Below are 15,564 nucleotides of genomic sequence, written 5' to 3' on the forward strand. Positions count from 1 at the left end.
TTGAAAAAACAAAAAAGGATGTCACTTCAATCCTTAACGCATGCTAATTTACTAACTTTTATGTTTATAGCCAATGCTAGTATTAACTAATTTACATTCTCTCCGGAACCTGAATTCCTAACAATAAAAAGGCAGATTTTATGGTTTCAGCAACTTTTTTAGACAATTGTACTCTAAAAACTTTTTTATTTAGATCTTGTTCTCCTAATATATGTACATTCTGATAAAAAGAATTAAATTCCTTTACCAAATCGTATGTGTAATTTGCAATAATTGCTGGTGAATAATTGGCAGCAGCTTGTTGTACAGTTTCAGGGTACAATTCTAATTGTTTTAACAATTCTTTCTCCTTTTCATGTAATTCAATAGTAAGAGGTTGCGAGTAATCAAAATCTGCTTTTCTAATAATAGACTGAATTCTAGCGTACGTATACTGAATAAAAGGACCTGTATTTCCCTGGAAATCTACAGAAGATTTTGGGTCGAACAAAATTCTCTTTTTAGGATCTACTTTTAAAATAAAGTATTTTAAAGCACCTAAACCAATCGTTTCGTATAACTCGTTTTTCTCTTTATCAGAATACCCATCTAATTTCCCTAATTCTTCAGAAATTTCTTTGGCCGTTGCCGTCATTTCATCCATTAAATCATCTGCATCTACAACCGTACCTTCTCTAGATTTCATTTTTCCAGAAGGTAAATCAACCATTCCGTAACTTAAATGATGCAATTGTTTTGCCCAATCAAATCCTAATTTTTTCAAGATTAAGAATAATACTTGAAAATGATAATCTTGTTCATTTCCTACCGTATACACCATACCACCAACGTCTGCATAATCTTTTACACGTTGTATAGCAGTACCTATATCTTGTGTCATATAAACAGCTGTACCGTCAGATCGTAACACAATTTTTTCGTCTAAACCATCTTCGGTTAAATCACACCAAACAGAACCGTCTTCTTTTTTATAGAAAACACCTTTTTCTAAACCTTGTGCAACTACATCTTTTCCTAATAAATAGGTGTTACTTTCATAATATAAAGTGTCAAAATCTACACCCATACTTTTGTAAGTAACTTCAAAACCTTTGTAAACCCAAGAGTTCATTTCTTTCCATAGAGCAACAACTTCTGCATCTCCAGCTTCCCACTTCAACAACATTTGTTGTGCCTCTACAAATAACGGAGCTTCTTTTTTAGCTTCGTCTTCCGTTTTTCCTTCCGCAATTAATTGCGCAATTTCTTTTTTATATTCTTGGTCGAATTTTACGTAGTAATTACCCACCAATTTATCACCTTTTAAACCGGTGTTTTCTGGAGTTTCTTTTTGTCCATCACTCCCATTGGGAGCGAATTTTTCCCAGGCCAACATAGATTTACAAATATGAATACCTCTGTCGTTAATAATCTGTGTTTTATATACTTTTTTACCTGCAGCTTTAATAATTTCTGCTACAGAATAACCTAATAAATTATTACGAACATGGCCTAAGTGTAAAGGTTTATTGGTGTTTGGAGAAGAATATTCTACCATTACTGCTTTTTCATCCGCCTTTGGCGAAACCATACCATAATTAGCGTTTGAGTATATTGAGTTGAAGAAATTTGTATAAAAACTATCGTCAATAACTAGGTTTAAGAAACCTTTTACTACGTTGTAATTAGTGATTTCAGCAACGTTTTCTACAACGTATTTACCTAAATCTTCCCCAATTTGTACAGGGTTTCCTTTTTTGTAGCGTAATAATGGGAATACTACTACTGTAATATCTCCTTCAAATTCTTTTCTCGTTGCCTGAAATTCTACAGTTGGAATTTCGGTATTGTATAATGCTAAAAAACCTTCTTTTACTTTGGTTTCTATACTATTTTGAATGCTCATATGGTATTGAAAATTGAAATGCAAAATTACATATTTTATTTGTTTTTTAGAACGATTTTTGGTCAAGAATAATTGTATTTTTGCATAATGGAAAAACGTCTAGCACAACTACCAAAATTAGCAGAAGAAGCTAAAAAAGAAAGTCTAAAATATTTTGCGAATGTAAAAAAAAGAGTCCCTAAAAACTTTGATTATGTGGTGCAAGAATTGCACGATAAAGAGTTTGAAAAGACAGATTGTTTAGCTTGCGGAAATTGTTGTAAAACAACAAGTCCTATTTTTACGGATAAAGATGTAGAGCGTATTTCTAAGCATTTAAAAATGAAAGTTGCTGCTTTTACAAATCAGTATTTAGAAAGAGACGAAGACGATTTTATGGTGTTAAAAACGGCGCCATGTTCTTTCTTAGATGAATCTGATAATACCTGTTTTATTTATGATGTTCGCCCAAAAGCATGTGCCGAATATCCTCATACAAATAGAAAAAAGTTTATCAATATTTCTGAATTGACAGTTGCAAATACTGCTATTTGTCCGGCAGCGTATTCTATTGTAGAAGCATTAAAAAAAGCAGTACCAATGGTTTCTAAAGTAAAGAAGAGAAGGAGCTAAGTAGTACCTTTGTTAAAGATATCTAAAAATACATTTCAAATAAATTTTGGCACAGAACTTGCTTTTATAGAGTTGAAGACAGCGTAGTTAACTGTTTTCATTTTATAATTTATTTGAATTAGTTGATTTAAAAAAACCATCTCAAGCGAGATGGTTTTTTATTTTTGTATCAATTCAATAGCTTTTGTAATTTCCGTTTGAGGCAATTTACAAGCCCCAAAATTACAAACGTAAATGTAGGTTTCATCCGTTACATATTTATCCTTTAATAAAGGAACACTCTCATTTTCTTTTGTAGAACCTACAATAATAACATTCGGAATGTAGTTCTCTTGAAATTCATTTTTAAGAACGGATGCTTTAGCACCAACAACTGCCACTTCATAAAAAGGTCTGGTATAATTGGTCATCAGGTTTAACCAATTACTATAGCTAGAAGGACTTTTTAAAACATCATCTTTCATATTGTGAAGCATCTGATTTGAAATTTTGTTATAATTAGTATCAGAATAATAAAGGCTTAATTTAAACAGACAATTTGCCAAAATAGAATTGGGAGAAGCTATTACGTTATCATCAACTTTTACTTTTCTTGATATTAATTTTTGATCTTTATTTGACGTAAAGTAAAACATATTGTTTTCTTTATTCAAATAGTTTTCTAAAGTAAAGTCCATTAATTTTTTGGATGCTGTTAACCATTTTTCATCAAGGGTAACTTCATACAAATTGATAAAAGCATCTATTAAAGTAGCATAATCTTCGGAATAGGCATTAATAGTACTTTTTCCGTTTTTGTAATTTCTGTAAAGGTTTCCGTTTTTTTGTAATTGATTCTTTAAGATAAAGTTAGCATTTTTAAGCGCTATTTTTAAATAATCTTCGTTTTTTAAAGCTTTATAAGCATCTGTATATCCTTTTATCATTAAGGCATTCCAAGAAGTTAAAACCTTATCATCTAAATTTGGTTGTACTTTTTGTTTTCTAGCTTTTTTAAGAATTGTTTTCCAATTTTTTACTTTTGATGAAAGCAAATCAGTACTTATATTGTGTTTGTCTGCAAATGCTACATTCGGTGAATTTTTAATTAAAACAAATCGGTTTTTTTCCCACAAACCAAAATTATTCACATTATAATAATTTTCAAACAATGAGTAATCCTTAGTAATTAAATGTTGCAATTCCTGTTTCGTAAAATAATAATAAGCACCTTCTTCTAATTCGTTTTCAGTATTTTTACTGTCTGCATCTAAAGAAGAAAAGAAGGCCCCGTTTTGGTCTGTTAATTCATTTTTCACAAAATCTAAAGTTTCTTCAATGACTGTTTTGTACAATTCTTTTTTATCATTTTGATAGGCTTTTGCATACAAACTAACGAGCTGTGCATTGTCATAAAGCATTTTTTCAAAATGAGGAATGTGCCATTTTTTATCCGTAGAATATCTAGAGAAACCTCCATTTATTTGATCATAAATTCCACCAAAAGCCATTTTTGTTAAAGTAGTTTCTAGATGATTTTTTATATTGATATCCTCAAATTGATAGCTGTATCTTAATAAAAACTCTAAAGAATTTGGCATCGGAAATTTAATATCTCTTTTAGATCCACCATAAATAGTGTCTAAGTTTTGTTGCCAATTTAAAACGGCATTTTTTATATCAGAATCTTTAAAATCAGCAGTATCTTTTCTAATGGTAATTAATTCAGATTTCTGAATGCCTTCCGTTACACGCTCTGCATATTCAATAGCTTTTTCTGGGGTTTCTTTATAGAGTTTAGAGATGTTTAACAAAATTTCTTCCCATTGTTCTTTTGTAAAATAGGTTCCACCATAAATAGGCCTACCATCGGGTAACGCAATACAGTTTAGAGGCCAACCGCCACTGCCAGTCATTAATTGTACTGCATTCATATACACATTATCTACATCTGGTCTTTCTTCTCTATCAACCTTAATATTTATAAAGTTTTCATTCATTATTTTGGCAATAGAATCGTTTTCGAAACTTTCTTCTTCCATTACATGACACCAATGACACGCAGAATAACCAATAGAAATAATAATTAACTTATTTTTATCTTTTGCAAGTTGTAATGTCTTATCATTCCAAGCTTTCCAATTTACAGGATTATTTGCATGTTGTAATAAATAGGGGCTGGTTTCATGGCCTAATTCATTTTGATTTTTTGTGTTTTTAGAACATCCAAAACAAAGAATAATGCTTAAAAATAATATGATTTTAATTTTAGGAACCAATTTTTAGTTGTTTTTAGTGCATATGGTATAGTGCTAAAGTACTACAAAAGGAAAAGTAATAAAATAAGTAGAGATATTTATTTTATTTAAGAAATTTAAAGGAAGATTTTTTTTGAATTATTTGGATAAAAAAAACATCTGTACTTCCTTTTTTTAGATAAAGTATAGATGTTTTTATAATTATAAGGTTACTTCTGCACAATCATTTTTTATGGCTTTTTTAAACCAATGTGCTGATTTTTTAGGGGTTCTTTCTAAAGTTTTAAAATCTACATAATGTAAACCAAATCGTTGTTCATAACCCAAAGCCCATTCAAAATTATCCATAAAAGACCAGGCAAAATATCCTTTTAAATTAACACCTTCAGCGATTGCTTCTTGACAAGCTATTAAATAACCTTGATAAAATTCTAATCTTTCTTGGTCATCAACTTTACCATCGATTAATTTATCTGGATACGCACAACCATTTTCTGTGATGTAAATATTAGGTTTATCGTAACGCTTATCTATCCATTTTAATAACTTTTTACAGCCCCAAGGCACCACTGCCCAATCCATTAAAGTTACTTTCCAGTCTTTATCTACGCTTAAATCTACGTCTTGGTCTTCAGAAATACCGCCATTTCCGTTAACTGCCACTTCTTTTATAATTCCATCAGAATTTGCGGCATACATAGTTGTATAATGATTCAACCCAAAAAAGTCTGAAGATCCTTTTATCAATATTTTTTCATCTTCAGTAAAACAGGGAAGACGTTCTTTTAATCGTTCTTTCATTACCTCAGGGTAATCTCCTTTATAAATAGGATCGGCAAACCAAGCAATAAAAAATTCTAACGCTCTTTCGGCAGCATCCTTATCTTCTTTGCTATCTGTTAATGGTTCTCGCCAATCACAATTATTAGAGATTCCGATTTCTCCATTTTGATGCGCATACTTTTCCTTGTATAATTTTACGGCTTTTGCATGAGATAAAATTAAATGATGACCAGCCAAATAAGGTTCTGAATTAGAAACTCTACCAGGAGCAAAAACTCCTTGTCCATAGCCTAAAATAGAAACGACCCAAGGTTCGTTTAATGTAATCCAGTTTTTTACGCGATCACCAAATCGATTGAAACAAACATCGGCATATTCTTTAAAATAATCTGTAATATCTTTGTGTAACCACCCATCATTTTCCATTTGTAAGGCCAAAGGTAAATCCCAATGATACAGTGTTACCCAAGGAACAATATCTGCTTTTAAAAGCTCATCAATTAATTCTGAATAAAACTGAATTCCTTTTTCATTCACAGTTCCTTTTCCTGTTGGCATAATTCTAGACCAAGCAATTGAAAAACGGTAGGCTTTAACGCCCATTTCTTGCATCAATTTGATGTCTTCTTTAAATAGATGATAATGATCGCAGGCAACGTTACCTGTTTCATTATTATTTATTTTACCAGGAATTTTGCAAAAAGCATCCCAAATGGAAGGACCTTTTCCATCTAAATCACTTGCACCTTCTATTTGATAAGATGATGTAGCTGTTCCCCAAACAAAATCTTTTGGAAATTTATTCATAAGTATATAATATCAATATTTAAAAATTCTATTTTTCTTTTAATCTTCTTGTGTTTAATTCTAATGTAATTTCATCTAACTTTGTTTCGGTAAGCGGATAAAAGAGCATTACAATAGCTGCTAAAATTGTAATTAAAGAAGGAACCCAACTCATTAACATAACAACTCCTGGTAGTGCACCTTCTATGGCAACGGCATCTTGACCACTATAATGAAACGCTGCTAAAACCAAACCAATAATAGCACCCGCAATTCCTCCTCCAAATTTTGTAGCAAAAGAACCTGCAGAATACACCAAGCCTGTGGCTCTTCTTCCATTTTTAAATTCAGAATAATCTGCTGCATCCCCTAACATTACAAAGAACAGAGTAGGTAGAATTGCTGCGCCAAATTCAGAGATAATACCTAAGGCAAAAATCATAGAAATATCATTCGGACCACAAAAAACTAGAAATGCATTTACACCTCCGGAAAATAATAAAGCATAAATAAATAACATCCGTTTTCCTAATATTCTACCTAAAGGAGCCGTTATCATAGCACCTGCAATAGAGGCTAACATTAAACCGACCATAAAACTGGCTGCTAATAATTGATTGTTTAAATAATGTGTAAAGTAAACGACCACAATTCCTTGTTTTATAGAATTGTACACATTAAACAATAGGCCTATGGCTAATAAAATTAACCAAGGTTTGTTTTTTATTAAGTCTTTTAAATCTTGTTTTAAATTTGTTTTTTGATCTTTTGGAGGCAACACTCTTTCTTTAGTGGTGTAAAAAGTGATAACCATAAACAAGGTTAAAAAAATAGACATGATATACATAGAATTGCTATATCCTTTTTTTTGATCAATAATAGAAAAAGACTTTTCATTAATATCTTTTTCTCCGGTAACAATAAATGTGTAATTTTTATTGGCTTCTATAGTAAAACTTTTTCCTTTTGTAGGAGTGTTTTCTTTAGATTCAATAGTGTCCCAAGTAAATAAAGCAATTCCGTTTTCTGTTTTAATATTAGCATTTAAAACGTCTTTAGGTGCAGATATTTCAACTTTAAATTTTTCAGAATCTAATTTATCAACCTTAATAATAGGGTTTACATTCCCAAAATAAGCGACCAAGAAAAGCAAGACTCCTTGTACCAACATTCCTCCAGTAAATGCACCAACCATTCTAAAAGAACCAATACTTGTTCTTTCTTTGTCATTGCCTGTCATAACCGCCATTAAGGCTCCGTACGGAACATTATTTGCAGTATAAATTAATGTAAAAGCGATGTAGGTAATATAGGCATAGATAATTTTACCTGTAGGGTTTAAATCTGGACTAGAAAATAACAAGGAAAGACTTAAACCTAAAGGGACTGCTGTCCATAAAATCCAAGGTCTAAATTTTCCGTATTTAGATTTGGTTCTATCTCCAATAATTCCCATTAAAATATCGCTAATACCATCACTAAAACGAGATACTAGCATTAAAAGACCTACGGTGGCAGGATGCAATCCAAAAACATCTGTATAGAAAATAAACAGAAAAGCGGCAACTCCTCTCCAAGCTATATTGGCAGCACCATCTCCAAGCGCGTATCCTATTTTTTCCTTTAAAGGAACTTTATGTATGTTTAACATTTTCTAATTGTATAAGTTTTTTTATGATGAAATTATCCGTTTTTGGTTTGTAAATGCAGCATTGGTAAAAGAAGAAAATCATAAAATTGTTATTTTATTGATCTTCCTGTTTATTGAATGAATTATAGCTTGTATTGCTTTTTGGCTATTTATAAATTAGATTCAAAATCTTCAATTATTAATTTATTATGTTTAATACTTGAGTTGTAATGCTTCAGTTTTTAATACCGTGTATTTCACTTTTCAAATGATTTAAAAGGAGTGTTTTTCTTTAAATTTCTCTATTATTACATTGTTATCAATGTATTGTAAACATAAAAAGAATAAAAATGTATGAATGGAACATCTAAAGCAAAAGATAGCTCAAATGTCTTATTGGCTCTCAGAAAGTAAGGTTTATAGAAGGATTGCAACAAATGTTTTAATGTTAGTTGAAATAGTTGCATACATCTATTCTGTTAAAAAGTAATTTTATGAAATAGAAACAACCTAGTAAATTAATAGTAATGATGAGATTTTCATTTAAAAAAAGCAAGCTGTTATTAAGTGTTATTTTATGCTTACATATTCCACATATTATAGGCCAAAATAAAATACCAAAAATTCAATTAGAGAAAAGTCAGATTTCTTCTGAATTTATTGAAGCTAAAATAGATAGTATTATAGCTGTTTTAACTTTAGAAGAAAAAGTAGCTATGACGCATGCACAATCTAAATTTAGTACAAAAGGAGTTGCTAGATTAGGAATACCAGAAGTATGGATGTCTGATGGACCGCATGGGGTTAGAGAAGAAATTAGTTGGGATGCTTGGTCTGAAGCAGGTTGGACGAATGATGCCATAACTGCTTTTCCTGCATTAACATGTTTAGCAGCAAGTTTTAACCCTGAATTAGCTGAAGAATATGGTTTTAGTTTAGGAGAAGAAGCTAGATATAGAAAAAAAGATGTTTTACTAGGGCCTGGTGTCAATATTTATAGAACACCACTAAATGGTAGAAATTTTGAGTATTTAGGAGAAGATCCTTTTCTAGCATCATCAATGGTAGTGCCATATATTAAAGGAGTCCAAAAAAATGGTGTTGCTGCTTGTGTAAAACATTATGCCTTAAATAATCAGGAACATTGGAGAGATAAAATTAATGTAGAAGTTAGTGACAGAGCTTTACATGAAATTTATTTACCTGCATTTAAAGCAGCGGTGCAAAAAGGAAATACTTGGGCTTTAATGGGGGCTTATAATAAATTTAGAGGACAACATACAACGCATCATAAAATTTTAAATAAAATTTTAAAAACAGACTGGAAGTTTGATGGTGTTGTAATTAGTGATTGGGGCTCTGCTCATAACACAAAAGAAGCTGCTTTATATGGCCTTGATATGGAAATGGGGACAGGAACGGATGGCCTAGGAACAGGTACAGTTAACCATTACGAATATTATTATTTAGCTAAACCATTTTTAAAAGCAATTAAAGAGGGTGAATTAAGTGAAGATTTAGTGAATGATAAAGTACGTAGAATTTTACGTTTAATGTATCGTACAAACTTGAACCCAAACAGACCTTTAGGAAAATTAAATAATAAAGAGCATTATCAAACAGCTAGAAAAGTAGCTACAGAAGGTATTGTATTGTTAAAAAATGACGATAATTTCTTTCCTATTAAAGACCAAAAAGGATTAATAATTGCAGTTATTGGAGAAAATGCAACGAGAAACATGACAAGAGGAGGAGGTTCTTCTCAATTAAAACCTCTTTTCGAAATATCTCCTTTACAAGGGATTCAAAAAAGATATAAAAATGCAACCATTATTTATACAATGGGATATGAATCTGGAGCACCTGTTTACGACAAAGTGCTTCCTGCAACTTTAAACCAAGATTCTTTATATGTAAAAGCAATTGAGGTTGCTAAAAAAGCAGACGTTGTTCTTTTTATTGGTGGATTAAACAAAAACCATCTTCAAGATAGTGAAGGAGATGATAGAGAAGATTTTGATTTGCCTTATGGACAAGAGAAGTTAATAAACGGAATATACGAAGTAAATGAAAACTTAGGTTTCTTATTGGTTACAGGAAATGCTGTAAAAATGCCTTGGATTTCTAAAACCAAAGGAATTTTACAAACCTGGTATTTAGGGAGTACAGCAGGACTTGCCATTGCAGATATTGTGAGCGGAGATGTAAATCCTTCCGGGAAACTTCCTTTTTCTTTTCCAAAAGAATTGAATGACAATGCAGCACATACATTTGGTCAAATTTCATATCCGGGAGATGGCGTTAACCAAGAATATATCGAAGATATTTTAGTAGGGTATAGATGGTTTGATACCCGAAAAATTAAACCTCAATATGCCTTTGGTTTTGGTTTGTCTTATGCTAATTTTAAGATTTCTGATGTTAAGTTGGATAAAGAAAATTATACTAAAAAAGATCAGATAAAAGTAACTTTAGAAGTTGCTAATACAGGTAATAGAGAAGGAGCAGAGGTTGTACAAGTTTATATAGGAAAACATAAATCTAAAGTAAAAAGAGCTGTAAAGGAATTAAAAGGATTTTCTAAAGTTTATTTAGAAAAAGGAGAAAATAAGTTAGTTACTATTTCTATGAATGTATCAACATTGGGGTATTATAATACCGATATTTCTGATTGGTCTGTAGAGGACGGTACTTATTATTTATATGTAGGAAATGCATCGAATAATATTGTAAAAAAAATTAAGTTTGAATTGTTTTAACTTGAGTTGTTATACCAAATAAGTTTTGAAATGTTGTATAGATAAATCGAATTGTTTTTTTCTTTATCAAGGCAAATTTTTAAAGTATAGCCTTAGCTATGGTTTCAAAATTTAACATAGAGAAAGGATAAAATAAACGATTTATATACGGCGTTTTAATGCTTTTTTGGTATTAATTGTAAAAAGCAGTATGAAGTTACTTTGTGCTGCTTTTTTTGAATAAAAAAAATTAGACGCTTTTTAAATAATCTATATAAGTGTAGATCTCACTGAATTGTGCCTGGAAAAATGATTTTTTATGAGTTTTTTCAAAATCAGACAGGGAATTAAAGGTGTAAAAAGCACCTTTTTGATAGAAAATAAACCAACAAAATGAATAATATTATGAAAAAAAGATTCTTTTTATTACTGCTATTGGTAACAATTATAAGTTGTAAAGAAAACAAAAATTCGTCTTTTGTAAAAGACTCAACTAATGAAGCTAAGATTGAAGCTTTACTTTCTAAAATGTCTTTAGAAGAAAAAATTGGACAAACCAATTTAAGAGGCATGCATAGCACAGAAAGTGAGCTTCCTGAAAAATTAATAACATCTGTTAAAAAAGGAAATGTAGGTGCTTTTTTAAACATCATGAATTTAGACTATGTAGATGAACTACAAAGAATAGCTGTTGAAGAGAGCCCAAACGGAATTCCATTAATTTTTGGTAGAGACGTGATTCATGGTTTTAAAACTATTTTTCCAATTCCATTGGGATTAGCAGCAACATGGGATGCTCAAATTGTAGAAAAAACTTCTGAAATTGCTGCTTTTGAAGCGACGTCATCAGGCATACGATGGACGTTTGCTCCAATGCTAGACATTGCAAGAGATAGCCGATGGGGAAGAGTTGCAGAATCTCCCGGAGAAGATCCTTATTTAGCAACCGTTTTAGGAGCTGCCTATATAAAAGGTTTTCAAGGAGATGATTTAAGTAATCCCTATAGAATGGCAGCTTCTGCAAAACATTATATTGGGTATGGTGCTGCTATTGGAGGTAGAGATTACAACACTGTTAATTTAAGTGAACCTCTTTTACGAAATATTTATTTACCACCATTTAAAGCTGCTGTAGATGCAGGTGCTGCAACTGTAATGAGTTCTTTTAACGAAATAAACGGAATTCCAGCTACAGGAAATGAGTTTTTATTGAAAGATGTTTTAAGAGGAGAATTACAATTTGATGGCTTTGTTGTAAGTGATTGGGATTCGGTTACAGAAATGATTGCTCATGGTTTTGCTAGTAACGAAAAGCATGCTGCAGAATTAGCTGCAAAAGCAGGATTAGATATGGAAATGAATAGTGAAGCTTATGAGAACCATTTAAAAGAATTGATAAAAGAAAAAAAGGTAAGTATAGAAGAGTTAAACGAATTTGTACGTAATATTTTACGAATTAAATTTAGACTTGGTCTTTTCGAAAATCCATACAGAAACAAAGAACATACGGGTAATTTGTACGCAGAAAGTCATTTAAAAGAAGCTAAAAAAGCAGCGATTGAAAGTATGGTATTATTAAAAAACAAGAATTCAATATTGCCTATTTCAGAAAAAACAAACGTTGCTATTATTGGTCCGTTGGCAAATGCGCCACACGAACAATTAGGTACTTGGACTTTTGATGGAGAAAAAGAACATACCAATACACCATTAGCTGCATACAAAAAAGCAAACACAAATTATATGTTTGCAAAAGGTTTAGAATATAGTAGAGATACGTCTAATAAAGGATTTCAGGAAGCAATTAATATTGCTAAAAAATCTGATGTAATTTTATTTTTTGGAGGTGAAGAGGCTATTTTATCTGGAGAAGCACATAGTAGAGCAAATATGAATTTACCAGGAGCTCAAGAAGAATTAATTAACGAATTGGCTAAAACAGGAAAACCAATTGTTTTAGTAATTATGGCAGGTAGACCAATTACTTTTACAAACATTATAGACAAAACAGCTGCAGTTTTAATGGCTTGGCATCCAGGAACAATGGGAGGAGAGGCTTTGTATGAAGTTATAAACGGAATAAAATCTCCCCAAGGAAGATTGCCTGTTTCTTGGCCAAAAACAGCAGGACAGTTACCTTTTTTCTATAATCATAAAAATACAGGTAGACCTGCAGATAGTACTAATTATATTTCTATGGATAAAATACCTGTTGCGGCGTGGCAAAGTTCTTTAGGTAATAAATCTCATTATTTAGATGTTGGTTTTACACCGCACTTTCCTTTTGGTTATGGTTTATCTTACACAACGTTTAAATATTCAGATATTTCTTTATCTAAAGAAACTATCAATTTTAATGAAGATTTAGAAGTTAAAGTATCTATTACAAATACAGGTAAAAAGGATGGTAAAGAAATAGCACAACTCTATATACAAGATGTTGTTGGCAGCATTACTAGACCTGTTAAAGAGTTAAAAAGATTTGAGCATGTATTCTTAAAAAGTGGTGAAACAAAAGAAGTAACTTTTATAATTTCTGCTAAAGATTTAGAGTTTGTAAATCATAAATTAATTAAAGCAGCTGAAGAAGGAAGTTTTAATCTTTGGGTTGGACCAAACGCTTCTCAAGGTTTAAAAACATCTTTTTCTCTTAAAAAATAATTTAGGAAAGTTTGTAAATAAAAAACAGGGTTAAACTTTTTATGGTTTAACCCTATTTTTTATATGAAATTAATTTTTAATTACTATTTATAGTTAAGATTCTTATTTGTCATCTTTAAATATTGTACAGCATCCTTATTCTTTTCAATTAAAATATATTGTTATTATAGACATTTCTTTAACTTTTGCAGAAGTCTAAAAATCACTTTCTAAAAGAGAAAAAAGTATTGAATTTCTATCTCCTTTTTCTTTTAAAAACAAGCGTAACTTGCATCATTTCTTGCAATTTCTACTTCTGATTCTAGCAAGCCTCTAGCAATAAGGACATCTTATTTTCCTCCTTTATCATAACATTTTATTTCCTGTAAAGAAAAGATAGTCGAAACCATCATTATCAATATTTCGAACAGAAACGCCTCATCACAAATAAATAGAGCTGTAATTGATGTAATTTTATAAATAGTAGTTGAACTAGTAGAACGTTTAGAAAATAAGGTTTATTCTTTGTTATCGTTGTTTTTGGTAGAACAACGAGTAATACTTACAATAACAAATACAAAGGAGTATAGTCTAAACATTTGTTTCATTTAGTTTAAATAAATAAGGCAACATAAAATTAATATTTATGCTGCCTTATTTGGTAATATAATAAAATTGGGGAACTAAAGTTGTTAATTGTTAATATCCAGGATTTTGATCTGCAATAGTTAATTCAGGATTTTTATCTATTTCGGTAATAGGAATTGGAAATAAATCGTTTTTAGAAGTATAGCCTGTTCCAGATAATTCGGTTGCAGCTCTTCCCCAACGAACTAAATCCCAAAAGCGTTGTCCTTCATGAGCTAATTCTAAGAATTTTTCATTTACAATTACATCAAATAGTGCTGTGCCAGTAGAGGTATTGTCAGGTAATAAACCAGCTCTTACACGTACTTTATTTAATTCCGTTCTAGCAGCAATATCTTGCCCTCCTGCTTTGTTGTAAGCTTCGGCAGCTAAAAGTAAAACTTCTGCATATCTAAATAACCTAAAATTAGTACTGTAATTTAATTCTTTAACACCGTCTTCACTTGTGTCTTCAGATTTAGTTGCGTATTTTATTCTTATAGCCCCTTCATAATCCCAAATTACTCCTCCTGTAGCTTTTGTAGCATCTACTGCACCACCTGCGTTAATCAATTCCTCTTCTGTCATAATAGTAGCAGCTTTTCTTTTCGTATCACCGGCACTTTCAAAGGCAGTTATTAATTTTCTTGTTGGTAGGTTAAATCCCCATCCATTAATAAGATCTGTACCAGTAAGATCAAAGATACCATCTCCTCTTGGTCCCATCAATTGAACGTGTAGATTACTTTCATTTCTACCACCCCAAGCAAAGTTACCCCAATCTCTTGCTGTTGTAGAAATAAATCCTATTTCAAATAATGATTCTTTTCCAAATTCATGATTAATGCTCCAAACATCTGCAGGGTTTTCTTCTAAATCGATAGCAGGATTATTAATTACAGCTTCGAAAAAAGGAATAGATTCACTATATTTTTCTTGAAAAACTAATACTTTACCCATTAATGCTTCTGCAGTTTCTTTGCAAGCTCTAAAGCTATCGGAAGCACCTTTGCCCGGTAAATCGGCAATTGCAGCAGTTAAATCTAATTCAATTTGGGTATAGATATCTGCTCTTGATGATTTTACGATTCCGAAGTCTTCTGCTTTTTCTGGCACTGTTAACCTTAAAGGAACATCACCAAACATGGTTGTTAATTCAAAATAACACCAAGCTCTCATAAATTTAGCCTCAGCTAAAGCTCTGTCTTTATTACTTAAATTACTATCTGATATATTATTGATAACTAGGTTTGATAATGAAATAGTTCTGTAGAAAAGATCCCAAACACTTGTAATAGAAGTATTAGATGAAGAAACATCTGTATAATCATCTATCGCTTGAAGTTGAGACTGATCGTCTGCATTACCACCAGCAGCATTTGCATCGTCTCCTGGAAGTAATTTGACTAAAAAGACACTACTCCAGTCTACAGCATAATTATATTGCATTAGATCATAGATACCTATAACGGCAGACTCTACGTTGTCTTCTTCAAGAAAAAAGGTGTCTAAATCCTCTACATTTATTCTTGGGTTTTCTGTGAATTCATCGCTACAAGAAACAAACCCTAGAAAAAGAACTCCTATAATTGTTAAAATTGTTTTTTTCATAATATGTGATATTGT

General features: G+C 31.1%; 8 protein-coding genes. 3 read left to right on the plus strand and 5 right to left on the minus strand.

What is annotated here, in order from left to right; translation table 11 throughout:
• Window positions 1-91: 91 nt before the first annotated feature.
• Window positions 92-1,885, minus strand: coding sequence for an arginine--tRNA ligase (argS, locus tag MPF19_RS10020; RefSeq protein ID WP_249988104.1), 1,794 nt, complete (start codon window positions 1,883-1,885; stop codon window positions 92-94).
• A gap of 87 nt (window positions 1,886-1,972) precedes the next feature.
• Between argS and MPF19_RS10025 the strand changes: the two genes are divergently transcribed.
• Window positions 1,973-2,497, plus strand: a complete 525-nt coding sequence (locus MPF19_RS10025; protein WP_249988106.1) for a YkgJ family cysteine cluster protein — start codon at window positions 1,973-1,975, stop codon at window positions 2,495-2,497.
• Between the two features lie 158 nt (window positions 2,498-2,655).
• On the opposite strand, the gene MPF19_RS10030 is transcribed toward MPF19_RS10025, so the two are convergent.
• From MPF19_RS10030 to MPF19_RS10040, 3 genes are all read right to left on the minus strand, one after another.
• Window positions 2,656-4,755 carry a thioredoxin domain-containing protein gene (locus MPF19_RS10030; RefSeq protein WP_249988108.1) on the minus strand — a complete coding sequence of 700 codons (2,100 nt, stop codon included), beginning with the start codon at window positions 4,753-4,755 and terminating at the stop codon, window positions 2,656-2,658.
• 180 nt (window positions 4,756-4,935) lie between these two features.
• On the minus strand, window positions 4,936-6,324 hold the full coding sequence (locus MPF19_RS10035) for a GH1 family beta-glucosidase (protein ID WP_249988109.1): 1,389 nt from the start codon (window positions 6,322-6,324) through the stop codon (window positions 4,936-4,938).
• A 28-nt stretch (window positions 6,325-6,352) separates the two neighbouring features.
• On the minus strand, window positions 6,353-7,954 hold the full coding sequence (locus MPF19_RS10040; protein ID WP_249988111.1) for an MFS transporter: 1,602 nt from the start codon (window positions 7,952-7,954) through the stop codon (window positions 6,353-6,355).
• A gap of 506 nt (window positions 7,955-8,460) precedes the next feature.
• Between MPF19_RS10040 and MPF19_RS10045 the strand changes: the two genes are divergently transcribed.
• A complete protein-coding gene (locus tag MPF19_RS10045; RefSeq protein WP_249988113.1) occupies window positions 8,461-10,692 on the plus strand; it encodes a beta-glucosidase in 2,232 nt (743 codons plus the stop codon).
• Between the two features lie 384 nt (window positions 10,693-11,076).
• The gene (gene bglX / locus MPF19_RS10050; RefSeq protein ID WP_249988115.1) at window positions 11,077-13,332 is read left to right on the plus strand and encodes a beta-glucosidase BglX; all 2,256 of its coding nucleotides are present in this window, start codon (window positions 11,077-11,079) and stop codon (window positions 13,330-13,332) included.
• Between the two features lie 678 nt (window positions 13,333-14,010).
• On the opposite strand, the gene MPF19_RS10055 is transcribed toward bglX, so the two are convergent.
• Window positions 14,011-15,549 carry a RagB/SusD family nutrient uptake outer membrane protein gene (locus MPF19_RS10055; RefSeq protein WP_249988116.1) on the minus strand — a complete coding sequence of 513 codons (1,539 nt, stop codon included), beginning with the start codon at window positions 15,547-15,549 and terminating at the stop codon, window positions 14,011-14,013.
• Window positions 15,550-15,564 lie beyond the last annotated feature (15 nt).

Origin of the sequence: Polaribacter sp. Z014, from assembly GCF_023555435.1 — a bacterium.
Lineage (GTDB): Bacteria > Bacteroidota > Bacteroidia > Flavobacteriales > Flavobacteriaceae > Polaribacter.

Bases quoted from the DNA above. Each gene is read 5' to 3' on its own strand.
- MPF19_RS10035 (WP_249988109.1), bottom strand. From the start codon at position 6,324: ATGAATAAATTTCCAAAAGATTTTGTTTGGGGAACAGCTACATCATCT.
- MPF19_RS10045 (WP_249988113.1), top strand. From the start codon at position 8,461: ATGATGAGATTTTCATTTAAAAAAAGCAAGCTGTTATTAAGTGTTATT.
- argS (WP_249988104.1), bottom strand. From the start codon at position 1,885: ATGAGCATTCAAAATAGTATAGAAACCAAAGTAAAAGAAGGTTTTTTA.
- bglX (WP_249988115.1), top strand. From the start codon at position 11,077: ATGAAAAAAAGATTCTTTTTATTACTGCTATTGGTAACAATTATAAGT.
- MPF19_RS10040 (WP_249988111.1), bottom strand. From the start codon at position 7,954: ATGTTAAACATACATAAAGTTCCTTTAAAGGAAAAAATAGGATACGCG.
- MPF19_RS10025 (WP_249988106.1), top strand. From the start codon at position 1,973: ATGGAAAAACGTCTAGCACAACTACCAAAATTAGCAGAAGAAGCTAAA.
- MPF19_RS10055 (WP_249988116.1), bottom strand. From the start codon at position 15,549: ATGAAAAAAACAATTTTAACAATTATAGGAGTTCTTTTTCTAGGGTTT.